The organism is Desulfoluna sp. HI9BLuna, assembly GCF_056829775.1.
In genome coordinates this window covers 5,026,001-5,051,390 of sequence record NZ_CP186555.1, presented here as the reverse complement: position 1 = coordinate 5,051,390, position 25,390 = coordinate 5,026,001, and the positions used below count along the sequence as shown (strand labels likewise).

Genomic DNA, 25,390 nt, shown 5'->3' with positions numbered 1-25,390 from the left:
CTACAGCTCCATGATGACGGGAACGATGATGGGTCGGCGCTTGATGGTAAAGTTGAAGTACTGACGCAGCGCCTTTTGAATCTTGGACCGGATGAGATCCGTGCGGTTGGGGGCGTCCATGCCCACCTCCTCCACCACCTCAAGGATGACGCACTGGGCGTCGTCCAGAAGGTGCCCCGTGGCCGTCCAGAAGACAAACCCCCGGGAGACGATCTCAGGGCCGTACACAATGACCCCGGTCTCTTCGTCAAACACGATGGTCACCACCACCAGTCCGTCCTCGGCCAGCATCTGCCGCTCTTTCAGGACGCTGCGCCCCACGTCCCCCACCCCTTTGCCGTCCACCAGCACGCGGCCTGTGGCCACCTTGCCGTCCAGGCGGGCGCCGTCGTCGTCAAAGGTGATGATGTCCCCGTTCTCGGCCAGGACCACGTTCTCCTCGGGAATGCCTGCGGATTCGGCCAGGCGGGCGTGGTGCACCAGATGGCGGTATTCGCCGTGGATGGGGATAAAGTAGCGGGGCCGGGTCAGGTGCATCATGGTCTTGAGCTCTTCCTGATGGGCGTGGCCCGACACGTGCACCGGCGCGGTTTTTTCGTACACCACGTTGGCGCCCAGGCGATAGATGGTGTTGATGATCCCTGCGATGGCCTTCTCGTTACCCGGGATGATCTTGGATGAGAAGACGATGGTATCGTCTTTCCGGATCTTGATGTGCTTGTGGTTTCCGGCGGCCATGCGGGCAGGGCGCTCATGGGCTCTCCCTGGCTCCCGGTGGTGATGAGGATCAGGCGGTTGGCCGGGAAATCGTTGCTGCGACGGATGTCCAGCTCCATCCCCTGGGGGATATGAAGATACCCCAGCTCACGGGCAATTTTCACGGTGAGCTCCACGGAGCGTCCGCAGAAGACCACCTTGCATCCCTTTTTCTCGGCAATGTCCACGATCTGCTGGATGCGCGCCACGTTGGAGGCGAACAGGGCCACCACGATGCGCCCTTCGGCGTCAAAGGCAATGCGCCTCAACGAATCGGCCACCTCGCCGTCGGAGATGGTGTAGCCGTGTTTTTCCACGTTGGTGGAGTCGGACAAAAGGGCCAGGACCCCTTTCTCCCCGTAACGGGCAAAGCTGTTGACGTCGGTCATGGTGGACTCGTTGCCCGACAGGTTGATCTTGAAGTCGCCGGTGTGGACAATCACGCCCCGGGGGGTCCGTACAGCCAGCCCCACCCCGTCCACTGTGGAGTGGCTCACCCGGATGGGGTCCACCTCAAAGGGGCCGATGCGGAGCAGCTCCCCTGCGTGGAAAACATTGAGGGAGGAAGAGCCCAGGCCCGCCTGCTCTTCCAGCTTCCTGCGCACCACGCCCAGGGTAAAGGAGGTGCCGTAGACCGGTATGTCCACCTCTTTTAAAAGGTAGGGCAGGGCCCCGATATGATCTTCGTGGGCATGGGTCAGGATCACGGCCAGAATGCTCGAGGCGTTCTGCTTGATGTAATCCATGGACGGAATCACGATGTCGATACCGAGCATGTAATCTTCCGGAAACATCAGCCCGGCGTCGATGATGATCGCGTCATCACCGTACTCAATCACCATCATGTTGAGCCCGATCTCGCCCAGTCCTCCCAGGGGAATGATTCTCAAGGCCTTGTCGCCTTCCGGTGATACATTGTGTTCCATCTATTCACCCAGTCTCGTGATGTTGATTGATGATCTTGTCAAACGTGTATGATAATGGCCATCCATAGCCAAAGACGGCAAAGATGGGTGTTGCGTGTCTCCCATGCCGTCGGCACGGGGAGCGAAAGGGTCCATGACGCTAACAGAGGACCCCGGCCGCTTGGAAGAGATCGTCCATGCGCCCCACAAGCCAGAGAAACTGTTGATCTGTCGCGTAGCCGATGCAGGGGCAGGTGACCTTTTTTCGTGTCCGGACAAGCAGTTCGCAGGAAAGGCTGGTGGGCCCCAGCTCCAGGGCAAAAACATGGGGGGCGCAGTCCGTGTGTTCCCGCTGCACGTCATTGAGCAGTCCGCCGTCCAGGGGAAGCCAGTAAAGATCTCCCAGGGCCGATCTCTCCAGGTTGTCGTCCAGCCAGGCTTTGATCTTGTCGTAATCCTCGGGTCTCAGTTCATCAATGACATACTGTTTCATAAACCAAACAATTCCGCTTTTAAGAGATATGTATAAAAAACCGACGTATCACAAAATGCTCTCCCGGGCAAGGTGGATGTTCACCCTCTGCAGGTGCCGGAAGCACAAAACCACGTGTTTTCAAAAGAGGATCTGAAAGGCGTGTACGAAAGGGGCGGGAAAAAAAATCCCCGACAGCGCCGGAGCACGTCGGGGATTCATGAAAAAAACGTCAACTAGTTTTCTTCAACAGTAATCGCGTCGGATTCGCAAACTTCAATGCAGCTTTCGCAGCCAAGGCACTCTTCTGCGTTTGCAGCGCTGGACTTGCCGTCCTTCATCTCAAATACCTCGGTGGGGCATACGTCTACACACTCTTCGCAACCGGTGCACTTCTCAGCATCTACTTTAGGTTCGAAACCCATCTTAAAGCCTCCTTAAAAAATATTCAGTTATATTCTCACCCAAACTAAAATCAGGCTGAAAACGCCTGAAAATAATCTGTCCTGACGAAGTCAGATCTATTCATTATATATTTTTCAGGGGCTGTCAATATGGTTTTTAAAAAAGTAGCATCCATAAAAAGCCCCTTGCGCAATCACTAGTCAGGGGCAATCTCTTCCGCCAAGACGAAGACCACATCTTCTTTTATTTCAAGACCTTGAACAGTCTGATTCTGCAGAGAAACATTTGTCCCGCGAGCAAACCGGTTAAATAGATTATACGGGTGTTCACCACGAGCGATGCATATCGTGAACGTGACGGGCACCCCACCGTCATCGGACCCCGTTTCCAGGGGGACTCCCGAAGGGTCCCCGGCAAACAGGGCTTCCAGGCTCTCGCGCCTCAGGCCCACGCCCCGGAGCACCCCGAGCTCTTCCAGGGCAATGCCTCCGTGCTCCGCCACCAGATCCAGGGCTTCCCGGCTGGTGGTGACAAAGAGGCGGTCCGGGCAGGCCTCCCCTTCGGCTGTGAAGAGGCTCCCCCAGGCAGAGAGGCGCTGCATCATCTTCACCTCCCCGGCAGCTTCTCCGCGGGGTTCCGCTTCGGGCAGGTCCGCCACCTCTCCTTTCAAGGTATCCAGAAGCGCCTGCTGCCTGGCGTCGATGCGGCACAGGTCGTCATCCAGATCCCGGTGCCTCAGGTCATACTCTGCGGCCAGGCTGAGAAGGGCCCGGGCCGTGGTCACGGCATCGGCCCCCTCGTTGCGGGCCGTGTCGCCCTTGATCTGGCGCTGGAGTTCACATTTGATCTGGGAGGCGAGCAGCTCATCCAGAGGGTCCACCCGCTGGCCCAGGCCACGGGCATAGGTGGCAAGCCCCTCCCCATGGAGCCCGCTGAACTGCCGCCAGTCCGCCAGCAGGGCACACAGGCGCGCCTCCTCTTCAGGGGAGGGACCAAGGGCTGTGACCCCGTCGGGGACAGGGTCTGCGGTCGATGCCTTGGTGATGACCACCTCGTCGAACAGCGGCGTCAGCACCTGGGCCACGGCATCGCTCATATGGGTATGGGGAAAGTATCGTACGCGCATCATTCTGGTTGATCCCTCCGATGTTAAATCATCTTTCTTTAAGGTATGCGCCGCTTGCTGCGGCATCAAGACCCATGTTGCCCGTGCACGGCCGGAGTCAGGCCTCTTCATGGACCCGGGCGTCCCGAACGGTGACCCCCATGGCCTCCAGACGGTCACGCAGGGCATCGGCCCGGTCCCACGCCCCCATCTCCCTGGCCCGGTCCCGCTCAGCCACCAGGGACGCCACCTCATCGCGGCAGGTCCCCTTTTCATCCGAAAAGTCAAAGACCCCGAGGACCTGATCCGCATCCCGAAAAATCTTGAGAAGCTCCCGGGCGCCGTCCGCGTCGATCCAGCCGTCGCCCAGCAAGGCGTTGATCCGCCGGATGGCCCGAAATATCACCGCCAAACAGCGGGACACGTTGAGGTCGTCGTCCATGGCATCAATGAGGCCCCGCCGGATATCGTAGACAACCTGGTCCAGGTCGGTGAAGGGACGCCCGGACTCCCGTGCCATGAGGGCATGGATGCAGGCATCAATCTTGGCAAGGGCCTTGGCCGCCTCCTCCAGGCGCTCCCGGGAAAAGTTCAGGGGCTTGCGGTAGTGCCCGGACAGAAGCCAGTACCGCAGGACACGACCGTCAAAGCCCATGCCCCGAATATCCTCCAGGGTCATGCGTTCGCCGTTGCCCGCCATCTTGCGGCCACGGACCAAAACCCGGTCGCAGTGGAGCCAGAACCGGGCCAGGGGCTCGCCGGTGAGGGCCCGGGCTATGGCCTCTTCGTTTTCATGGTGGGGGAACAAGAGCTCCCGGCTGCTGGTGTGAATATCGAAACCGCCCCCCAGAAACGCCATGGAGATGGCCGCGCACTGCACGTGGAGGGAGGGCCGAACCCGCCCCCACCGGGTGGCAATGCTCACACCCATCTCACGCTCCCGGCCCCGGGTGCGTTTAAAAAGGGTAAAGTCCCGGGGGTTCTCCTTTTCATATTCATCCAGGTCCACGGTGGCCCCCAGGCGGATCTTCTCCAGATCCACCCCGGACATACTCCCGTAAGTCTCCACCTGGGAGATGTCAAAGTAGACGGACCGCAGCTTTTCGTAGGCCACTCCTTTTTTAAGGAGCTCCTCGGTGACCGATACCATCTTATCCACGTGATCGCTCACCTTGGGACAGGCTTCGGGGGCCTTGATGGTCAGAGCGGCAAGGTCCTTGTGGAACAAGTCGATCCAGTGGCGGGTAAATTCAGCCAGGGGCACGCCCTGCTCCGCAGCGCCGGCAATGGTCTTGTCGTCCAGATCGGTGATGTTCACCACATGGCGAACGGCAAACCCCCGGTAGCCCAGGTAGCGGCTGAGAAGGTCCGAGAAGAGAAAGCGGCGCATGAGGGAAAGATCCATGCGCTGATGGACCGTGGGGCCGCAGGAGTAAAGGGTCACCACCCCGGGATCTTTGGGGGCGAACATCTCCCGCCGGCCGGTGCGGGTATTGTACAGCATGGGCCCGGGCTTGTCCTTGACGGAAAAGAGATGCGTGGAGAGATACCGTTCCCCGCCGTCAGGCAGGATCACCACCACGGTCCCCGACTCCATGGCCTCAGCCTCCTTTACGGCGGCCACCATGGCCGCCCCGCTGCTCATGCCCACAAAGAGCCCTTCTTCTGCGGCAAGGCGCCGGGTCATCTCAAAGGCCTCGTCGTCTTCGACGTTGACCTTCTCGTCCAGACGGCTTCGCTCGTAAATAGGGGGCTCATTGGCCTCCTTCATGTTCTTGAGACCCTGGATGCCGTGGCCCAGATAGGGTTCGACCCCCACAATACGGATCTCCGGCCTGTACTCTTTCATGCGCCGGGAGAGCCCCATGAGCGTCCCGGTGGTGCCCATGGAAGCCACCACGCAATCCACCTGCCCCTCGCACTGCGCCCAGACCTCCGGGCCGGTGCCGTGGTAGTGGGCCATCCAGTTGGCAGGGGAGCTGTACTGATTGCTGCGATAGTAGGCCTCCGGGTGTTCGGCCACCAGCCGGGTGACCTCGTCGATGGCCCCGTCGGTGCCCAGGTGACCCGGGGTGAGGACAATCTCAGCGCCCCTTGCGCGAAGGATCTTCTGGCGCTCTTCGCTCACGGCCTCGCTCATGGCCAGCTTCAGTCGGTACCCTTTCACCGAGCAGACCATGGCCAGACCGATACCCGTGTTGCCGCTGGTGGCTTCGATAACCGTCTTGTCCGGGGTCAGGGCCCCGGTTTTCTCCCCATACTCGATCATGGACAGGGCGGCGCGGTCTTTGATGGAGCCACCGGGGTTGACATACTCAAGCTTGGCAAGGATACGCACGCGGGGGTTGGGATTCAAGCGCGTCACCTCCACAAGGGGGGTGTTGCCGATGGCATCCAGAATCGTATGGGTCGTCATGGTCTCAGCTCTTTTCATCCCTTAAGCCCGTGCCAGCCGTTCATCAATGGCCCGCGTCACGGCCTCGGTTACCTCATCCGGAGAGAGGGTGGCGTCAATAATCACAAAGCGGTCGGGCTCACGGCGGGCAAGGGCCAGGTAGCCGGCCCGGACCTTCTCGTGAAAGGCCAGGGCCTCCTGCTCAAACCGGGATTCAGCGACGGTGCGGTCCCCCGCCTCAATGGCGGAGATGGCCCGCCCCAGGCCCACCTCGGGGGGAAGATCCAGAAGCAGGGTCAGGTCGGGCCGCAGCCCTTTAAGCACCATGCCGTGGATCTTCTCAATCACCTCAAGGTCCAGGCCCCGGGCATATCCCTGGTAGGCGGTGGTGGCATCGAAAAAGCGGTCGCTCACCACCACGTCACCGGCCTCAAGGTGGGGAAGAACCCGCTCTCCCAGGTGCTGGGCACGGTCGGCCGCATAGAGGAAAAGCTCCGCAAGGGAGGTAAGTTCACGGTTCTCCGGATCCAGAAGGATCGCCCGAATTTTCTTACCGATGGGCGTATCCCCGGGTTCACGGGTGGTGATGCACCGGCGCCCCAGCGTCTCCAGGTGGGCCGTTATCCGTTTTATCTGAGTACTCTTCCCAGAGCCCTCAATCCCTTCAAGGGTAATCAGCATAGTCGTTCCTCAACTCATTTCCGGTGGCTTCGTTTCCACGCAATGCGGCATGTGCCGTACAGTCCCCGCCCCATGTTCAACTTGACTTTTCAGGGTATTCGGGGTTTATAACTCGGGTGGTCTCGAAAACGCCCCGTCGGCACGTCTAAAGGACAGGGGCCGGACCGACCCACAGGGCAACGGTATACGCACCCGGTAAATTCAGCAATACTCTTCAACGCCACGGCATCTTCTTCCTCAGGCAATGAGGAGATGCAGGGCGTTTCAGCCCGTGACTTTTTTCGAGGGCATCATACGTGATGGCCGGGGAAAAATCAAAGCCACACTTGTTCTTCGACGCCTCGACGTCGGTCGGATCCCACAGGGCCCGTCCACCGGGGCACCCTGGGCCGTCACCGGCCGGAGACCTCAACCCAGCCCCTATAGTCATTTGGGGTGACAGACGACACAGGCACGCTTCAACATGGTCTTTCCGCACAGATTCACATGGTTTCTCCTGCTAAGCATCCTCACCCTTACGGTTCAATCCGCCTCTGCCGCCCCCACGCCCGGCAAGGCCCCGGTAAACATCACCGCGGACAGCCTGGCCCATGACGCAGCCAAAGGGGTCTACGTCGCCGAAGGCAACGTCCTGGTCACCGACGGTTCGGTGACCCTCCACGCCGACCACGTGACCTACCACATCCAGGAAGGCACTGCCGAGGCCGAGGGCAATGTGCGCCTGAGTTCCGACGAAGAACAGGTCACCGCGGACACCGTCACCTACGCCATGGAGAGCCAGGAAGGCACCATCACCAACGGCACGGTGTTCATCAAGAGCCGCAACCTGTGGATCCGCGGCGCCACCCTTGAAAAGCGGGGTGAGAACCGATACACCGCCGAAAAGGTCTCCATCACCACCTGCGACGGCGAAGACCCGGACTGGTCCATCACCGGTCGCAAGCTGGACATCACCATCGAAGGCTACGGCACGGCCCACCACGTGATGCTCAAAACGGCCGGCCTCCCCGTAATCTACACCCCGTACCTCCTGTTCCCCGTTAAAATCAAACGGCAGACAGGCCTGCTGGCACCCCTTGTGGGCTACTCCTCTCGCAAAGGCCTGGACATCATCCAGCCCCTGTTCGTCACCATGGGCGACAGCATGGATGCCACGGTCTACACCAACTACATGACCGAACGCGGCCTCCGCGGAGGCGTTGAGTTCCGGTACATGGCAAGCGCCCTGTCCAGGGGGATCTTCTCCGTCGAAGGCCTGGACGACCAGAAAATCGACGACGGCACCAGCGCCAACTCCGATTACGGATACGACGGCTCCCCGGACCGCACCAACACGGACCGCTACTGGTTCCGCGGCAAGGCCGACCAGGAACTCGGCGGCGGGTTCAAAGCCAAACTCGATCTGGACTGGGTCAGCGACCAGGATTACCTGAGGGAGTTCAAGGACGGCCCCGGAGGCTTCGACGCCACCCAGGACGAGATGGAAGAGTTCATGGGACGTACCCTCGATGACTACACCGACACGGTGAGAACCAACAAGCTCTCGGTCACCAAAACCACCAACGCCTTCACCGCAAGCCTCTCGGGCATCTGGAACGACGATGTCGTGGCCCGATCCCAGGATACCGAGGACTCCACTCTCCAGCAGCTGCCAACCCTCACCATGACCCAGTCACGGACCGCCCTGGGCACAACGCCTTTCCAGGTCTCCGTCACGGGCGGGGCCACCAGCTTTTACCGGGAAGACCTCACCGACGCCCTCTACGACGGCGAGCGCACCTACGTCCTGCCGAAGGTCTACATGCCCTTCAAGGTGGGCGCCTTTTCCGTGGATCCCAGCGCAGGGGTGAAAGGCCTCTGGTGGGATATCGACACAAAAGATTCAACCGATGACCTCTCCGGGACCCATTCCGCCGCCGTTCCCGAGTTCTCCACGGACATCTCAACGGAGTTTTACCGTATTTTCAACACAGATGCCGACTGGGCGGACAAGGCCCGCCACCGCATCAAGCCGACCCTGACCTACGACTGGCAGGATCGCCTGGAGGAGTCCGAGTACCCGCGTTTTGACTCCATTGACGAAATCGACGGCAAAAACCAGATCACCCTGAAGCTGGACTCCATCCTGACCTCCAAGAAAAACGGCGAGGGCATCCCCGTCTACCGGGATCTCCTCACCGGAACCATCTCCCAGACCTATGATATCCAGGAAGAGCAGGAGTCTGATCCCACCAAATGGCGCAACGGCCTCACCCAGGAACCCTTCAGGCCCTTTTACGCCGAGCTGATCTTCAACCCGGCCATGAACCTCTACTTCAAATTCGACGGCACCTGGAGCTGGTACGAATCCGAAATGCTCACCCAGAACACCGCCCTGATCATGGGAACCGAAGAGACAAGACTCTTCAGCATCAGCCACCGAAAAAAGCGGGACCCCCTGGAGAGCATCCACGAAAGCCTGGGCATCACCCCGTCCACAAGCTACGAGTCCACCAACAGCCTTGTGGCCCGATTCAAAACGGACCTCTTTGACCGCATCACCCTGGACTGCGACTACGAGCGGGACATCGAGGAAAACGAAGACATCAAGAAATCCGTAGGCGTCACCTACACCTCCTCATGCTGGTCCCTGTTTACCCGGTATGAAGACTCCACCGACGACACAAAAATCGTCTTCGGCGTGGAGCTGACCGGCCTCGGCGGCTTCGACAGCAGCTACGACGCCAACTGATCAAGACAACAGAACTGCGCGCCGTACCCTCCTTATTCGGGAAGCGGCGCGCCACCCATGACACCTTTTTGAGGATCTTCACATGACGATTATCACCCCGACGGATGAGATGTGGTACGCCCTTCACACGCGGAGTCGATTTGAAAATGTGGTATTCGAGAACCTGACCAAAAAGTCCTTTGAGACCTTTCTCCCCAAAATGAAAAAGCCCAGCCGGCGAAAGGACCGCCGTGTGGTCCTGGATGTCCCCATCTTTCCCGGCTATGTCTTTGTCAAGGCGGGGCTTACCCCTGAGAACCACCTTTCCATCCTGAAGACCATCGGCGTGGTCCGCGTCCTGGGGAGCACCCGGGGACCGGTGGCCATCCCGGAGGAGTCCCTCTCCTCCCTTCAGATCATGGTCTCCGCCGGGGAAGAGATCTTCACTGCCGCCACCTTCCTGGAAGGGGAAGCGGTCATTGTGACCCGGGGCCCCTTTGAGGGGATCACGGGCATCTTTGCCAAGAACCTCGGCCAGGGCCGGGTCATCGTCAATATTGATATCCTGGGACAGTCAGCAGCGGTCCATGTTTCCGACACGGACATCGAACGCGTCCCGTAAAACGAGGTTTAGAACGCCCCGCCCCTTGCATCCCCGAGGGTCGGAGCCGTCGAAAAATCAGGGGATTTCATTTTTTTCCACAATCCGCTCAAAACTTCTCCATAACCCCTTGACTTGCTATGGATTTACGTTTATTTAAGAGCGATGCAACGCCCGCGAGGCGTCCAGATTGAAAGATAAGTCTTAGTATTCTAAGGAGGATGTATGAATAAGCTGGAGCTGATCTCCACACTGAAAAACGAAGCCAATATCTCCAAAGCGGAAGCTGCGGAGGTTGTACAGATCTTTTTTGATTCAATGACCGACGCCCTGACCCGCGGAGACCGCGTAGAGATTCGCGGCCTCTGCTCTTTTTACGTCAAAGAGTACAAGAGCTACACCGGCCGCAACCCGAAGACCGGCGACAAAGTGCTCATCAGCCCCAAAAAGCTGCCCTTCTTCAAGTGCGGCAAGGAGCTCAAGGAGCGCGTGGACTACTAGCGCCCCTTTTTCCGGGTATGGCACCGCCCGCCGACAACGGCTCGGCGGTGTCCCCGACTCCCGTCGGGACAGTCAAGGCACTGCCGGGACGGCCGGCAAAGGCAACCGCCTCACAGCCGTCCCGAGTCACGTGCCGTTTTTTTTGAGAAAAAAGGCGGTTTTCACCCGGAGACCCCGCGTCATCATACTCACAGGTGGCACCATCTATGTTAGAACACTTCCCAGAACAGGAGCAGCCACTTTCCGCCCTCCTGTCCATGACACGTCACGACACCCTCCCCCACGCCCTGCTCTTCTCCGGCCCCGCCGGAACCGGCAAGGCCGAAGCAGCCCTTACCCTGGCCCAGATCCTCAACTGCCAAAGCCCCGACACACCGCCGGAGCCCCAGTGTCACCCCCTCTTCTCCCTTCGCTGCGGCACCTGCCGAAGCTGCCGTAAAATCGAGGCCGGAAGCCATCCGGACATCCGGGTTATCGAGCCGGACGGCACCCATATCAAGATTGCGCAGATCCGTGATCTATGCAATACTCTGCTTGCAAAACCGCTGGAGGCAACCCATCGGGTCATTGTGATCCGGGAGGCGGGCCACATGAACCGCGAGGCAGCCAACGCCCTTTTAAAGGTGCTGGAAGAGCCTCCGGCCGGGACCTTTTTCATCCTGACCACCTGCCAGCCTTCGGAGCTTTTGCCCACGGTCCTGTCCCGTTGTCAGCTCGTCGCGTTTCGGCCCCTTGAGCAGGAGACCGTGGTACGATGCCTCACGGCAGAGACGGACCTGCCCCGGCAGCAGGCCGAAGCAGTGGCCGCCTTAAGTGACGGCAGCTATGCCCGGGCCCTTGAGATGGTCTCGGGGAAAGGCGGCGTGGAGGCCTGGCTTGCACAGCGCAACTGGCTCTTTACGGCCCTCCCCCTGCCGGGACGGGGAGATCTCTCCCATGCACTGGCCTTTGCCGAGGTGCTGGGAAGGGACAAAGAGAAGGCCATCCGGTCCCTCTCACTGGTCGGGCATTACCTCCACGACCTGATGGTCTGTAAGCTGGACCCCGGGCGTGTGGTAAACCGCGACCTCATGCCGCAGCTGGAAGCCGATGCGGCCCGATTCGAGATGCCGCGGCTCACCGCCATGGCCGACACGGTTCGGGACACCCTTCAGCGCATCGACGGCAACACCGTGTTGCGGCACACCCTGGAGGTGATGGCGTTGAAGCTGATGCAGAGCTGATCGCTTTCGGCTTCCCCCAATTGTCGTGCCCCTTTGCCTCGGCAGGCTGCACCGCAGCCTTACTTACGCCGTGCACGAAGGGGCATACGTGCTTTTCCGCATGCCCATGCGGCAAGCAGCCTTTTTTCACCCAAGCAGTGTGGCACAGACCTATGGAAAAAGTAGTCGGCATTCGGTTCAAACCGGCCGGAAAAATATACGATTTCAACAGCGGTCCCTATGTCCTCAACGTGGGCGACAAGGTGATCGTCACCACCGAGCAGGGGCTCGGCTTAGGGGTGGTGGCCACCCCGCCGGAACCCCTGGAAAAAAAAGAGACCGGCAGCCCTTTGAAAAAGGTGTTTCGCCTGGCCACGGAAGAGGACGTCAGGCAGAGGGAGAAGAACATCCTTCTCGAAACCGAGGCCCACGACTTCTGCCAGCAGCAGGTGGAAAAACTCGGCCTGGAGATGAACCTCTTTGCCGTGGAAAGCACCTTTGACGCCAGCAAGCTCACCTTTTTCTTCACGGCCGACGGACGCGTGGACTTCCGCGAGCTGGTCAAGATCCTTGTCCGTCAGTTCCGCCTGCGCATCGAAATGCGCCAGGTGGGCATCCGCAACCAGGCGAAAATGTGCGGCGGGCTCGGTCGATGCGGCCGGGAGATCTGCTGTTCGTCCTTTATTGAGAAGTTTGAGCCCGTCTCCATCAAAATGGCGAAAGAGCAGGGACTCTCCCTCAACCCCACCAAGATTTCCGGCCTCTGCGGGCGACTCATGTGCTGCCTGACCTTTGAAGACGCCACCTACAAGAAGCTCAAAGAGCGTTATCCCAAGGTGGGAAAATTCGTCACCACGGACAAGGGCCGCGGCAAGGTGATCCGTCACAACGTCATCTGCAACCGCCTCACCGTCAGGCTCGATGAGGGGGGCGAGTACGAAGCCGACCTGGACAACGTCAAACCGGACAAACCCAGAGGATAAGAAGCCTTACCCGGCAAAGCGCCCTTCATGCACCCGGCGGTGCCGTCACGACTGCCCGCCCGGTGCCTTCAGGCCCCTTTGCGCAGCCGGAGCCTGCGGGCACGACCCAGAACAGAACCAACAGAGATGAGATCCATGAACCAGACCGATCCTTTTTATATTACCACGCCCATCTACTACGTTAACGCCAAGCCCCACCTGGGTCATGCCTACACCACCATCGCAGCCGACGTGGTGAGCCGCTTCCACAAAATGCTCGGCGCCGAAACTTTTTTCCTTACCGGCACCGACGAACACGGGGACAAAATCGCCGAGGCGGCTGAAGCCAACGCGTGCAGCCCCAAGGAGTACGCCGACCAGATCAGCGCCCTCTTCAGGGACCTGTGGCCCAAGCTCTCCGTAGAAAACGACCACTTTATCCGCACCACCGACGAAAGCCACAAAAAGGTGGTGGCCGACATCCTCCAGAAGATCTACGACAACGGGGATATCTACTACTCGGAATACGAGGGCCTCTACTGCGTGGGATGCGAGCGTTTCTACCTGGAACGTGAGCTGGTGGACGGCAAGTGCCCGGACCACAAAAAAGAGCCCAAGCGCATCAAGGAGTCCAACTACTTCTTCCGCATGGGCAAATACCAGCAGTGGCTCATCGACCACATCGAGGCCAACCCCGATTTTATCCGGCCCAAACAGTACCGCAACGAGGTGCTCTCCTTTTTAAAGGAGCCCTTAGAGGATCTCTGCATCTCCCGGCCCAAGTCGCGCCTCACCTGGGGCATCACCCTGCCCTTTGACGAAAACTACGTCACCTACGTCTGGTTCGATGCCCTGCTCAACTACGTCTCGGCCCTGGGCTACCCCGAAGACGACAAGTTCGCCACCTTCTGGCCCAAGGTGCAACACATCGTGGCCAAGGACATCCTCAAGACCCACGCCATCTACTGGCCCACCATGCTGAAGGCTGCGGGCCTCTCCCCCTTCAACACCCTCAACGTCCACGGGTTCTGGAACATGGGCGACGCCAAGATGTCCAAGAGCCTCGGCAACGTGGCCAGCCCCGATTACCTGCTGGAGACCTACGGCGTGGACGCCTACCGGTTCTTCCTCATGCGGGACATGGCCTTCGGCCACGACTCCAACTTCTCGGAAGAGGCCATTGTCAAGCGCATCAACTACGACCTGGCCAACGACCTGGGGAACCTCTTCTCCCGAGTGGTGGCCATGAGCTTCAAGTACTTCGGCGGGGTGGTTCCCGAGCCCGATGCCGCCCTCATGGACGAACTCTCCCTGGCCGGCGACGCGGACGCTGCCCGCGAGGCCTTCCGCACCGAAATGCCCCTTTTCGCCTTTGACCGGGCCCTGAAAGGGATCTGGACCTTTGTGGGCCGCATGAACAAATACGTGGACGAAACCGCACCCTGGGACCTGGCCAAGGACGAGGCCCAGGCCCCACGCCTGAAGACGGTCATGTACAACCTCCTGGAAGGCCTCCGGGTGGTGGCCGGGCTCATCTCCCCGGTCATGCCGGGCACGGCAAAGGCCATGCTGGAACACCTGGGCACAGGGGACACCCCCATGCTCCTCTCCTCCTTTGAGAACTGGGGCGCCCTTGCCCCGGGCGGTGCCATCACCAAGGCCAAGGCGCTCTTTCCCCGCATCGACCTGAAGGCCTTTGAAAAGGCCCAGGCCAAGGACAAGCCCGCCCCGGCCAAAAAGGCCCTGGCAACGCCCCTCAAGCCGGAGATCAGCTTCGACGACTTCCAGAACTTGGACCTGCGCGTGGGAACGGTTCTTGATGCCGAGCCCATTCCCAAGGCCAACAAGCTCCTCAAGGTCACCGTGGACTTGGGGGAAGGCACCCCCCGCACCGTGGTGGCGGGCATCGCCAAAAGCTACACCCCGGAAGAGCTCAAGGGAACCCAGGTGGTGGTGGTTGCCAACCTGGCCCCTGCCACCCTCATGGGCGTGGAGTCCCAGGGCATGCTCCTGGCCGCCACCAAGCGCAAGAACCTCTCCCTTGCCACCTTTGACGTGGAGGGTTTGAAGCCGGGAACACCCGTTAAGTAATCGTTTCGCCGCCTTGACGAAAAAGGCATGGAGACATGGACACGGCGTCAGCCCGAAGGCCCTTCGGGCTGACGCATCCCGGCTTGCGAAGCCGGCTCAACACCTGCTGCCCTTGTATGCTTGGTTTTGGGGCGCCTGACACTATCACGACACCTCCGACGAGACCTATGCGACAGCAAAAACAGGACTGGCGAGCTTACCAGCAGAGCCTGAAGCAACGCCAAAAGATCAAAGAACGATCCAAAAGCTTTAAAAAAGGCGCCTTGCGCGGCCTTGCAGGCGGCGCCCTGGTGGCCCTTGTCGTGGCCCTGGTGATCGTCGTGGCGCCCCGGGTCAAAGAGACCTTCACGGCAGCGCCCCCTGCCCCGGAAGAGAACCCCAATCTCCTCAGCCAGGACAACCTGAAAGGCCTTCTTGCCCCCAAGTCCCTGGCCCACCTGGATCACAAGGTGCTTCAGGTTATCCAGGGGGAGCAGGAGCTCACGGTCACCACCACCCTGGACCTGGAGCTCCAGGCCCTTCTTATCAGCGAATTCAAACGCAATATTGCCCGAAAACGCGGCACACCGCGTTATGTGGCGGCAGTGGCCATGGACCCGGCCACCGGACGTATTCTCTCCATGGCCGGCTTCAGCAAGGACGAGGGCATCACAAACCCCAGCCTTGAAGCCGCTTACCCCGCCGCCAGCATCTTCAAGATCATCACCGCCTCAGCCGCCGCAGAAAAGCTGGGCCTGACCCCCCGGAGCACCCTCTCTTTCAACGGGGGGAAATACACCCTCTACAAGCGACAGCTCAACGAGAAGAAAAACAAGTACACCAACACCATCTCGTTTCGGGACTCCTTTGCCCAGTCCGTGAACCCGGTCTTCGGCAAGCTGGGCGCCCTCAAGCTCAAGAAAGAGAACCTGTCGGGCTACGCGGACCGGTTTCTCTTCAATCAGGACATCGCCTTTGACCTGCCCGTGGAAAAGAGCATCCTTGCCATCGGGGAAGAGCCCTATCAGTGGGCGGAGGTTGCCTGCGGATTCAACCGGGTAACCCGGATCTCTCCCCTCCACGGAGCCCTCATCGGCGCCACAGCCGTCACCGGCGGGAAAATCCCCGCTCCGTACCTCGTGGACTCGGTGACAACGGACGGAGGCGAAGAGCTCTCCGTGCCCCGTCCGCCGACCCTGGGTCGCGCCGTGCCCCAGCAGGTCTCCTCCACCCTCAATGAGCTCATGCAGCGCACCATCCGCTCCGGCACGGCCCGCAAAAGCTTTGCAGGGTACCGCAGGGACCCTGTCTTGAAAAACCTCACCCTTGGCGGAAAAACAGGGTCCATCTCCAACAAGGCCCGCGATGTGCGCGTGGACTGGTTCGTGGGATTTGCCAAAGAGAAAAAAACGGGGCGATCCATGGCCATCGCCGTGGTGGTGGGGCACCAGGCGTACATAGGGACCCGGGCCAGCGCTTATGCGCGAAAAGCCATCACCTGCTACTTCAGCCACCCCCCCGAACCCGACAGGTCCCACATCGCCGAAGCCCGGCAGGCCACCTCCCCCGGCGACAGCTGAGCCACCCAACGGCCAGGAGAAGCGGGACCGGTTTTTTTGGGGACCTTGGCCCTCAAGCTGTGGTATAACTCAAAAGATAGCGCGTTCCGTAACCATGAGAACGACAACCGCCACGGACCCCATCCAGACCCCGTGATGCATTCGTTTTTTTTGATAAAAAGCTCCGCAAAAAATTTTCCTGATACAGGTGCGAACATGTCGAAATTATTTCGGCGGAGCCTTCAACGGCTTAGGCAAGGCCTGTTTATCATACGGTTTTAAATGTTTGGCCTCCGGCAGAGCCACAGGAGGCAGCAGCAAGATGAATCGGTACGTTTTTTACAAACCACGCGCCCGTCCTTTGCGGCGCCCGGATATAAAACCATTGGAGAATCTAAACCATGAAAAGGACGTTTTCTACACCCTGGACCACCCTGCGTTCCCTGCTCAACGCCCCCATCTATTTCGGCAGGCGCCCCCAGGAACTCACCGGACATGCCTGGGTTCTCTTCCCCAATGCCCCCAACACCCTGCACTGCGGCCTTGCCGGCCTTGTCTCCTTTGAAAGGGGCCCTGCGGAGGGGCCCGTCCCCACCCTTGGGGAGGCCATCACGATCCTGTCCGCAAAGGGGCTCGACGCCGTCATCAACGCAGGCGACGAACTCGCCACCGACTACCTGGGCGGCCGGGAGCAGGTCACCGCCCTGTACAACGAGGCCTGCCGTTTCAAAGAGGACCACCTCTTCTCCCTGCTCCTGCAGAACCAGGACCAGCTTGAGGCCCTCTCCCGAGCCGCGACGACAATCCGCGAACTCCTCACCCGCGAAGAAGCGGCTTTCACCGAACAGGCGGGTTTTCTCTCCCCGGCCGACACCGATGCCGTGGCCGATGCCCTGGAAGGGCTCCGGGATATTTCGTGGTCCCTTACCCAGGAGACCCTCACCAACGTCCGAAGCGTCAGGGACCTCGCCGGGGCCGAGCTGATCCAGTCCGGCAACGGATGGATCGTGCCCTTTAAAAAGATCAACACCACCTTGAACGCCATCAACCGCCTTGAAGTCCGGGGGCGCGACTCTGCAGGCATCTCCGTGATGTTCACCTTCCCGGCGAAAACATGGACCAAGCTCAGGGAATTCCTTCAGGCCGAAGGCCTGGAAGAGACCTTAAACGAGCGGTCCCAGGGCGACACCCTCCTCAACAACACCATTGCCGTGGAAGAGAGGGGAAAAAGCACCTCCGTTGCCTTTGTCTACAAACGGGCCGCAGAGATCGGCAGCCTGGGCGACAACGTCGATTTTCTCCGGAGACAGATTCGAAACGACCTGTTGCTCAAAGTGGCGGCAACCTTCAAACGCAGCGATTTTACGGTCTCTTCCCACACACGCTGGGCCTCGGTGGGTGCCATCACCGACGCCAACTGTCACCCGGTGGACAACCAGAACACCGACGGGCGCATCCCCCGCTCGGGCATCATCCACGTGAGCTTAAACGGCGATATCGACAACCACGCCTCCCTCAAAGGAGAGTACGAAGACCGGTTCGACACCCTCCAAAAGGAGATCACCACAGACACCAAGGTCATCCCCATGCAGATCGAGACCTACCTCAAGGCAGGTCACGACATCGAGGAAGCGTTTCGCCTTGCCGTCAACGATTTCCATGGGTCCCACGCCATCACCATGCAGACAGACCTGGCCCCGGGCAAGCTCTTTCTTGCCCAGAAGGGAAGCGGCCAGGCCCTTTTCGTAGGCATCGCCGAAGACCACTACATCGCCGTCTCCGAGGTGTACGGATTCGTGGAGGAAACCCCCCGTTACATTAAGCTTAACGGCGAAAAGACCATCACCGGAAAAGACGGCAAGCCCGTCTCCGGCCAGATCGTGGTCCTGGACGGCACCAGGGCACGCCTGGAAGGCGCCCAGGCCGGAATCCGCTCCTACCACTACGACGGCACCGAGGTGCCCGTCACCGTCGAATCCGTCATGGAGACGGAGATCACCAGCCGGGACATCGACCGCCAGCACTTTCCCCACTACTTCCTCAAGGAGATCTCCGAGTCTCCCGCCTCCGTGGAAAAGACCCTGCAGAACCGCTGGAAAATCGACGGGAAAAAAGAGCTCTGCAAGACCATGCTCGACGACAGCGCCATCCCCGAGGCCACCATCGCCCGCATCAAGAACGGAACCATCAAGCGCGTCTTTCTCGTGGGCCAGGGCACGGCAGGCATTGCGGCCCAGGCCATTGCTCACCTCTTCACCCATTACCTGGGAGACCCCGCCATCCAGGTCTGTCCCCTGAAAGCCTCGGAGCTCTCCGGGTTCATGATGGGCGACGGCGACGGGGACACCATGGCCGACGCCCTGGTCATCGCCATCAGCCAGTCCGGCACCACAACGGACACCAACCTGGCCGTGGACATGGTCAAGGCCAAGGGAGCCGCTACCCTGGCCATCGTCAACCGGCGCGACTCAGACCTCACCTTCAAGGTGGACGGGGTTGTCTACACCAGCAGCGGCCGAGACATCGAAATGAGCGTGGCCTCCACCAAGGCTTTTTACAGCCAGATCGTGGCTGGTGCCCTCATCGGGCTTCACCTGGCCGGCCAGACCAAAAAACGCGATGCCCGCTTCATCTCCGAAGAGATTCGCGAGCTGCTGGCCCTGCCCACAAAAATGCGAAAAGTCCTGGACATGGTCGAGGACATCAAGGCGTCGGCCTTCACCCATGCCGTGAGCCGCACCTACTGGGCATCGGTGGGTAGCGGTGCCAACAAGGCCTCTGCCGACGAGATCCGCATCAAGCTCAGCGAGCTCTGCTACAAAACCATCTCCAGCGACTTCGTGGAGGACAAAAAGCACATCGACCTCTCCTCCGAACCCCTGATCATTGTCTGTGCCGCCGGCACCCGGGAGAGCGTCCTGGGCGATATCATCAAGGACACGGCCATCTTCCACGCCCACAAAGCCGTTCCCATCGTCATCGCCAGCGAAGGGGAGGAGCGCTTCAACAACTATGCGGCCAGTATCTTCCACGTGCCCCAGGTCTCCGAGCACCTGGCCCCCATCATCAACACCCTGGCCGGCCACATCTGGGGCTACTACGCGGCCCTTGCCATCAACGATGGCTCCCGCGTGATCTTTGAGCACCGCAAGGAGCTGCAGAAGGTCATCACCTCCTTTGAGGCCAAAGGGATGAACCTGTACGAGATCATTCTTGAGAAGGCCTTCCGTGAGAAGATCACCAAGGTCTACCAGGAGTTCCGAACCAGCCGGCGCAAGGGCAAGTTGCCTCCCATCCTGGGTTTCAACACCGCCTCGGACATCACCCTGCTGCTGAAATACCTCGCGGGCAAGCTCCCGTCGGCGGATTTTGAGCTGGACTTCGATTGCAAGGGCACCCCGTCCAACATGCTGGACAAGCTCTTCGGCTGCTTTTCCAATGCCATCAACGCCATGGCAAGGCCTGTGGACGCCATCAAGCACCAGGCCAAGACCGTCACCGTGGGCACCAGCCGCATCACCGAGACCTTCGAAGGGATCCTGTTCGATGCCCTGAACCACCGGGGTATCACCCTGCCCCAGATCACCAGTTCCAACGTCCTGGTTCTGAAAAACCTGCAAGGGGTGATCTCCGGCATCAAGGGCTCCCTGCTCTACCGCATCGATGGCCTCAACCTCCTGGGCGAGGCCACCCCCGAGACCACCATCTCCCTGGTGGACAAGGACGGGATCTTCACCCACACCACCTCAAGGGTGGAGAGCGATCCGCGGCTCAAGGGGACCAAGAGCATCATCGTCCGGGAAGGCAATGTCTTTATCGGCAAGGGGAACAAGGACGACAAGAACACCCTGATCATCCCGGTTCTCTCCCAAAATGCCAACGTCATCGAATTCATCCTCTCCATCAACGTCACATTCAAGGAGGGGCGCATTCCCCTCCACAGCAAATCCAAGGCCCTGGGCGGCAAGCACGAACGTATCCGCAACATCGTCCAGGAGATGGGCCATACCTGGGACGACGCCTATCTGGAGCTGGTTCCCATTGATGAACTCTTCGGCCTCTCCGCCGAGAAAATCGGCGAAAAAATGGTCAAGACCCTGGAGAACGCCGCTTAACCCCACAGACAGAACAGCCGGGGGAGAGCGTTTGCAAAAACGGCTCCCCCCGGCTTTTTCCCTTCGTATCGCCGCCCCCCTTTCCCTCTCCGCTCACCCGTTGAAGAACCGATGAGAAAATCCTGCCTTTTTTTGTTTTTTTTGCTCCAGTTTTTTAGACAATTGTCGATTCCTCTAATGAGAGGAATAATGCTTTCGTCAAAAAGTCGGCATTGCCCCCCCTCGTTGACAAAAGTGTGTACGCTGCACGCAGGCCAAGTCACGGCACGCAGCGTATCAACACCGTTTCATCGACTTTTTGCGAGGCCACCGGGACATTGGGACCCGACCGGCCCATGTTCTGGAGTGTGCGTGAACAAACATCTGATCTACCTGACCGCTGTCATCCTTGCCCTGGTTGTCGTCTCCGGAGGCGTCATTGACCTGGAAAGACGCAAAGGTCCCCACATCGGTGTCCTGCAGTGGACCGAACAGGTTCCCCCGTTCCGCCTCGCCAGGGAGGGAGTCCAGTCGGGCCTGGCCTCCATCGGGCTCAAAAACGGAGAGAACCTCACCCTCACCATCCACAACGCCGAACAGAGCCGGGAAATGGCCCTGTCTGCCATCCGGGAGTTCAAACGCCAGAAGGTGGACCTTCTGATCACCCTGGGCACCGCAGGCACCCTCCTTGCCATGGAGGAGGCCCCCGACCTTCCCATTGTCTACACCCTGGTGGCGGCCCCGGACGCAACGGGCATCATCCCGGACACCACGGGCTTCGGCCCCAACCTCACCGGCGTCAGCATGCGGGTTCCGGCCCGCGTCCAGCTCCTTTCCGCCCAGCAGATCATGCCCGGGCTCTCTCGCTTGGGGATCCTCTATTGCTCCGAAACCCTTGCCGCAACGGCCACGGCTCACGAAGCAGCCGCGGCAGCAGGCTCCCTGGGCTGGGAGGTGGTCAAGGTGGCCATTGAAAAACCTGATCTGGACACCCTGGCCGCACGGGCCGCAGAGCTGTCCGGCACCACAGACGCCATCTATATCCCGGCCGACGCCATCCTTAACCTTCCCTCCAACATGCGCCGCATCACCGCCGTCACCGACAAGGACGGGATCCCCCTCATCGGCGTGGGCGGGGAGCAGGTCAAACAGGGCTTTACCCTCATGGCCGTCCACTGCAATTTTGCCGAAACCGGCAAACAGGTAAAAAGCCCGGTGGAAAAAATCCTCGCCGGGCTCAGCGCGGGCTCCATTCACCCGCAAAGCCCCCAGCTCCATGAACTCACCATCAACCTGAAAAAAGCCAGAGACCTGAACATCCCCATCCATCGCAACGCGATCCTGATGGCCGACAACATTTACGAATAACCTCACCGACTGGGCCCCCCCGGTCCCTGAAGGCTGCAAAATACATGATCCAGTTGTTTCCCAAAAAATACAGCTCCAGGCTGATGGCCATCACCTTCATCGCAGGCATCCTGCCCATTGCCATCTTCGGCATTGCCATCACCCTCATCACCCGGGACCTTCCCCAACGGACCAACGAGACCATCCAAAAGGGCCTGGGAGACCTGCAACAGCAACGCGAGCAGCTCCTCACCGACACCCTGGCCAAAAGCGTCCGTCAAAAATCCATGGACGTGGCCCTCCAGATCGAACTCTACCTGGAGCTGCGTCCCACCCTCAGCCTGGGCGATCTCCAGAAGGATCCCCGGTTCCGGAGCATTGCCCTTCAGCCCATTGAAAAAAACGGCTACACCACCCTCATCGACACCCGGGAAGGCACCACCCTCTTCCACCCGATCAAGGACCTGGAGAACACCTCCGTTGCTCACATCGACGAAGCCTCCGATGAATTTTTCTCCATCATCTCCTCAAGCCTCGGGGGAAAATACGCCTCGGGCTACTTTTCCTGGAAGGAGGAGTCGGGCCAGACACGCCGCAAGTTCACCTTCATCGCCCCGGTGATGCGCACCACGGCCGACGGCCTGCCCATGGCCGTGGCCACGGTCATCAACATGGACGAGTTGGCCCCCTCATTTCTGGAAACCCGGAAGACGTCCAAGGGCACGGCCCTCTACTTCATCAACCGGGCCCAGCATCTTCTCAGCACCTTCAAGCGATTTATCCTCTTCTGCATGCTCCTGGGGCTGCCGGTGGTCCTTGCCCTGGCCAACTGGGCAAGCGCCTACTTCTCCCGCGCCGTCAACCAGCTCAAACACGCCACCCACCAGATCCGCAACGGCGATTTCACCATCCGGCTGGACAACAACGCCTCCGGGGACATCGGTGAGCTCATGCAGGACTTCAACCACATGACAAAACGCCTTGCCGAGACCACGGTCAGCAAAAAGCGCCTGGAGTCCAACGAAGAGGAGCTGACCCGGACCAACCAGGTGCTCACCCGGGAAATCGAAGAACATGAACGGGTGCGAGGGGAGCTCCAGAAACAGCACGAGGTGCTGGAAAAACAGAGGGACCACCTCCACAGCGTCAACGAGGAGCTCTCCCGGTCCCGGAAAAAAATCCAGCGTCAGAACTGGCTCAGCATCGGCCAGAGCGAATTCCACAGGCGCATCCAGGGTGACCTCTCCATGGAGGAGCTCGGCAGGCAGATCATCCACTTCCTGTCCAACTACTTAGATGCCCAGGCCGGACGGATCTATCTCGTGGACGAAGGCGTTCTCGTCTGCATCGGCGGATTTGCCGGGGCTGCCCCCGACGGTGAAGCGCCCCCCATCCCCCTGGGCGAAGGCCTTGTGGGGGAAGCGGCTGTTTCCGGCAGCCGGCTGCGCATCACCGATGTGCCCGCGGATTACCTCCCCATCCACTCCGGGCTCCTGGATGCATACCCCTGTGAAGTGGTGATCCAGCCCTGCCTCCACAACGAAAAAAGCCTGTGCGTGGTGGAACTGGCGGGCCTGGGCCCCTTTTCCCGCCAGGACCTGAGGTTCCTCGACCTCATGAACAAGCAGATCGCCGTGGCCGTGGACTCCACCCAGGGACGCATCCGCACCGAAGCCCTGCTGCACCAGACGCGCAAACAGGCCGAAGAGCTCGAACTCCAGCAGGAGACACTCCAGCAGATCAACCAGGAACTCGAAGAGCAGACCCAGCAGCTGGAAGAACAGAAGGAGAGCATCAAAAAGAAAAACATAGAGCTCGAGGAGGCCGGGGTCCTGATCCGCCAGAAGGCCAAAGACCTTGAACTCTCCTACAGCTACAAGTCCCAGTTCCTGGCCACCATCTCCCACGAACTCAGAACCCCCTTGAACAGCATCCTGCTGCTCTCACGCATGATGGAAGAGAACACGGAACGAAACCTCACCGACGACCAGGTGGAGTTTGCCGGAACCATTCACTCCTCCGGCTCCCAGCTCCTGACCCTCATCAACGAGATTCTGGACCTGTCCAAAATCGAAGCGGGCGGCATGACCGTGACCCTCTCCCCCACGCCCCTGTCCGCCCTGGTGGAGAGCCTTCGGCGCATGTTCCAGCCCCTGGCCGAAGAAAAAGGCCTCGCCTTTACCGTGAGCATTGCCCCGGATGTGCCCGATACCGTTGAGACCGACCGCCAGAGGCTGGAACAGATCCTCAAGAACCTTCTGACCAACGCCCTGAAGTTCACGGACACAGGCTCGGTGAGCCTCGGCATCACCATCCCCTCCCCCCAGGAGCTCCCGTCCGGCACAAGCCTGCCTGCCCACTCGGCCCTGGCCTTCCGCGTCACCGATACGGGCATCGGCATCCCCAAAGAGAAGCACGCCCATGTGTTTGAGGCCTTCTGCCAGGTGGACGGCACCGAAAGCAAACAGTATTACGGAACCGGCCTCGGCCTGACCATCTCCCGGGAGCTCTCCGGCCTCCTGGGGGGATCTCTCCACCTCTCCAGCGAGCAGGGTGTCGGCAGCTGCTTTACCCTCTTGCTTCCCTGCACCGGAGCCACAAAGGTTTCCCCCATCACCCCTGCGGCCATTCCCGCCAGGGGAGCCACGGCACCCGCGCCCTTTGAGGGGCCTTCTGAAAAGGCCGCTGCAACGCAGCCCAAGCCAGGGGACAAATCCCTGCTCATCATCGAAGATGATGTGACCTTTGCCTCCCTTCTCGTCAAGCTGGCCCGGGAAAAGGGCTTCGACACCCTGGTCACCGAAGAGGGGGAGACAGGCCTTCACTTTGCCGACTTTTTCTGCCCCACGGCCATCATCCTCGACATCACCCTTCCCCGCATGAACGGATGGGACGTCTTCGACCGGCTCAAAACCAACCCGGTGACCTCCGCCATCCCCGTGCACGTCATCTCCTCCAGGGACCAGAAGGGAAAAGCCATGGACATGGGGGTCGCCGGATTCCACGCCAAACCGGTGAGCCTGGAGCACCTGCACGAAGTGCTCTCCGAAATCGACGCAACGCACCGGGCCACGGCCTCGGGCTCCGTAACTGCCCAGGATGGAGAACATCCCGCCGGGGATGCGGGCCTTGAGACCATGCACCGGAACCTGGACGAGGCCACCCTCTTCCTCCACGGGGTGGAGTCCACCCTGCCGAGCCCCATGAACCAGGACCGCCCCCTGTGCCACGACAAAGAGTCGATCCTCAGCGGCCGCAAGGTCCTCATCGTGGATGACGACATGCGAAACGTCTTTGCCCTCAAGCGGCTTCTCCATGAAAAAGGGATGGATGTGGTGGTGGGACGAAATGGCCGGGAAGGCTTGGCCCGCCTTAAGGAGACCCCGGATGTGGATCTTGTCCTTATGGACATCATGATGCCGGAAATGGACGGCTACCAGGCCATTCGGGCCATTCGAAAAGACGCCGAACACAAGGAGCTGCCCATCATCGCCCTGACGGCCAAGGCCATGGCCGAAGACCGCACGGCAAGCATCGAAGCCGGGGCCAACGACTACATGCCCAAGCCCGTGGACCCGGACAAACTTCTCTCTATGCTCCGGGTCTGGCTCTATGTGTAAAGGGG

16 protein-coding genes and 1 pseudogene are annotated in these 25,390 nt (G+C 60.2%); 10 read left to right on the top strand and 7 right to left on the bottom strand.

The window, feature by feature from the left end; translation table 11 throughout:
- The 7 genes and pseudogenes from ACOYW0_RS20595 to tmk all read right to left on the bottom strand — a co-directional run bounded on the left by ACOYW0_RS20595 (position 1) and on the right by tmk (position 6,719).
- Positions 1–540: an MBL fold metallo-hydrolase RNA specificity domain-containing protein gene (locus tag ACOYW0_RS20595; protein ID WP_482418850.1), complete on the bottom strand. Its 540-nt coding sequence runs from the start codon at positions 538–540 to the stop codon at positions 1–3.
- A gap of 147 nt (positions 541–687) precedes the next feature.
- Positions 688–1,550, bottom strand: a pseudogene (locus ACOYW0_RS20590) (ribonuclease J); the annotation flags it as partial.
- A gap of 271 nt (positions 1,551–1,821) precedes the next feature.
- Entirely contained in the window at positions 1,822–2,154 is a 333-nt protein-coding gene (locus tag ACOYW0_RS20585) for a hypothetical protein (RefSeq protein ID WP_482415645.1), read from the bottom strand.
- Positions 2,155–2,369: 215 nt separating this feature from the next.
- On the bottom strand, positions 2,370–2,558 hold the full coding sequence (locus ACOYW0_RS20580) for an ATP-binding protein (RefSeq protein ID WP_482415644.1): 189 nt from the start codon (positions 2,556–2,558) through the stop codon (positions 2,370–2,372).
- A 176-nt stretch (positions 2,559–2,734) separates the two neighbouring features.
- Positions 2,735–3,667 carry a hypothetical protein gene (locus ACOYW0_RS20575; RefSeq protein ID WP_482415643.1) on the bottom strand — a complete coding sequence of 311 codons (933 nt, stop codon included), beginning with the start codon at positions 3,665–3,667 and terminating at the stop codon, positions 2,735–2,737.
- Between the two features lie 94 nt (positions 3,668–3,761).
- Entirely contained in the window at positions 3,762–6,059 is a 2,298-nt protein-coding gene (locus ACOYW0_RS20570; protein ID WP_482415642.1) for a cysteine synthase, read from the bottom strand.
- Between the two features lie 21 nt (positions 6,060–6,080).
- Positions 6,081–6,719 (bottom strand): dTMP kinase, encoded by a 639-nt coding sequence (gene tmk / locus ACOYW0_RS20565; RefSeq protein ID WP_482415641.1) that lies wholly within the window; start codon positions 6,717–6,719, stop codon positions 6,081–6,083.
- A gap of 463 nt (positions 6,720–7,182) precedes the next feature.
- Between tmk and ACOYW0_RS20560 the strand changes: the two genes are divergently transcribed.
- From ACOYW0_RS20560 to ACOYW0_RS20515, 10 genes are all read left to right on the top strand, one after another.
- On the top strand, positions 7,183–9,450 hold the full coding sequence (locus tag ACOYW0_RS20560) for an LPS-assembly protein LptD (RefSeq protein WP_482415640.1): 2,268 nt from the start codon (positions 7,183–7,185) through the stop codon (positions 9,448–9,450).
- 82 nt (positions 9,451–9,532) lie between these two features.
- Positions 9,533–10,051: a transcription termination/antitermination protein NusG gene (gene nusG, locus ACOYW0_RS20555; protein WP_246317822.1), complete on the top strand. Its 519-nt coding sequence runs from the start codon at positions 9,533–9,535 to the stop codon at positions 10,049–10,051.
- A gap of 204 nt (positions 10,052–10,255) precedes the next feature.
- Positions 10,256–10,531: an HU family DNA-binding protein gene (locus tag ACOYW0_RS20550; protein WP_092211940.1), complete on the top strand. Its 276-nt coding sequence runs from the start codon at positions 10,256–10,258 to the stop codon at positions 10,529–10,531.
- Positions 10,532–10,737: 206 nt separating this feature from the next.
- Positions 10,738–11,754, top strand: a complete 1,017-nt coding sequence (gene holB, locus ACOYW0_RS20545; RefSeq protein WP_482415639.1) for a DNA polymerase III subunit delta' — start codon at positions 10,738–10,740, stop codon at positions 11,752–11,754.
- Between the two features lie 152 nt (positions 11,755–11,906).
- The gene (locus tag ACOYW0_RS20540; protein WP_180143215.1) at positions 11,907–12,716 is read left to right on the top strand and encodes a PSP1 domain-containing protein; all 810 of its coding nucleotides are present in this window, start codon (positions 11,907–11,909) and stop codon (positions 12,714–12,716) included.
- A gap of 135 nt (positions 12,717–12,851) precedes the next feature.
- The gene (gene metG, locus ACOYW0_RS20535) at positions 12,852–14,786 is read left to right on the top strand and encodes a methionine--tRNA ligase (RefSeq protein WP_482415638.1); all 1,935 of its coding nucleotides are present in this window, start codon (positions 12,852–12,854) and stop codon (positions 14,784–14,786) included.
- A gap of 167 nt (positions 14,787–14,953) precedes the next feature.
- Positions 14,954–16,345, top strand: coding sequence for a penicillin-binding transpeptidase domain-containing protein (locus tag ACOYW0_RS20530; RefSeq protein WP_482415637.1), 1,392 nt, complete (start codon positions 14,954–14,956; stop codon positions 16,343–16,345).
- A 380-nt stretch (positions 16,346–16,725) separates the two neighbouring features.
- Positions 16,726–20,439, top strand: a complete 3,714-nt coding sequence (locus tag ACOYW0_RS20525) for an SIS domain-containing protein (RefSeq protein ID WP_482415636.1) — start codon at positions 16,726–16,728, stop codon at positions 20,437–20,439.
- Between the two features lie 351 nt (positions 20,440–20,790).
- Positions 20,791–21,786, top strand: a complete 996-nt coding sequence (locus ACOYW0_RS20520) for an ABC transporter substrate-binding protein (RefSeq protein ID WP_482415635.1) — start codon at positions 20,791–20,793, stop codon at positions 21,784–21,786.
- 44 nt (positions 21,787–21,830) lie between these two features.
- A complete protein-coding gene (locus ACOYW0_RS20515; protein WP_482415634.1) occupies positions 21,831–25,385 on the top strand; it encodes a response regulator in 3,555 nt (1,184 codons plus the stop codon).
- Positions 25,386–25,390 lie beyond the last annotated feature (5 nt).

Coding starts and splice junctions, on each gene's coding strand:
- ACOYW0_RS20595 (WP_482418850.1), bottom strand. CDS start 540: ATGATGCACCTGACCCGGCCCCGCTACTTTATCCCCATCCACGGCGAA.
- ACOYW0_RS20585 (WP_482415645.1), bottom strand. CDS start 2,154: ATGAAACAGTATGTCATTGATGAACTGAGACCCGAGGATTACGACAAG.
- ACOYW0_RS20580 (WP_482415644.1), bottom strand. CDS start 2,558: ATGGGTTTCGAACCTAAAGTAGATGCTGAGAAGTGCACCGGTTGCGAA.
- ACOYW0_RS20575 (WP_482415643.1), bottom strand. CDS start 3,667: ATGATGCGCGTACGATACTTTCCCCATACCCATATGAGCGATGCCGTG.
- ACOYW0_RS20570 (WP_482415642.1), bottom strand. CDS start 6,059: ATGACGACCCATACGATTCTGGATGCCATCGGCAACACCCCCCTTGTG.
- tmk (WP_482415641.1), bottom strand. CDS start 6,719: ATGCTGATTACCCTTGAAGGGATTGAGGGCTCTGGGAAGAGTACTCAG.
- ACOYW0_RS20560 (WP_482415640.1), top strand. CDS start 7,183: ATGGTCTTTCCGCACAGATTCACATGGTTTCTCCTGCTAAGCATCCTC.
- nusG (WP_246317822.1), top strand. CDS start 9,533: ATGACGATTATCACCCCGACGGATGAGATGTGGTACGCCCTTCACACG.
- ACOYW0_RS20550 (WP_092211940.1), top strand. CDS start 10,256: ATGAATAAGCTGGAGCTGATCTCCACACTGAAAAACGAAGCCAATATC.
- holB (WP_482415639.1), top strand. CDS start 10,738: ATGTTAGAACACTTCCCAGAACAGGAGCAGCCACTTTCCGCCCTCCTG.
- ACOYW0_RS20540 (WP_180143215.1), top strand. CDS start 11,907: ATGGAAAAAGTAGTCGGCATTCGGTTCAAACCGGCCGGAAAAATATAC.
- metG (WP_482415638.1), top strand. CDS start 12,852: ATGAACCAGACCGATCCTTTTTATATTACCACGCCCATCTACTACGTT.
- ACOYW0_RS20530 (WP_482415637.1), top strand. CDS start 14,954: ATGCGACAGCAAAAACAGGACTGGCGAGCTTACCAGCAGAGCCTGAAG.
- ACOYW0_RS20525 (WP_482415636.1), top strand. CDS start 16,726: ATGAAAAGGACGTTTTCTACACCCTGGACCACCCTGCGTTCCCTGCTC.
- ACOYW0_RS20515 (WP_482415634.1), top strand. CDS start 21,831: ATGATCCAGTTGTTTCCCAAAAAATACAGCTCCAGGCTGATGGCCATC.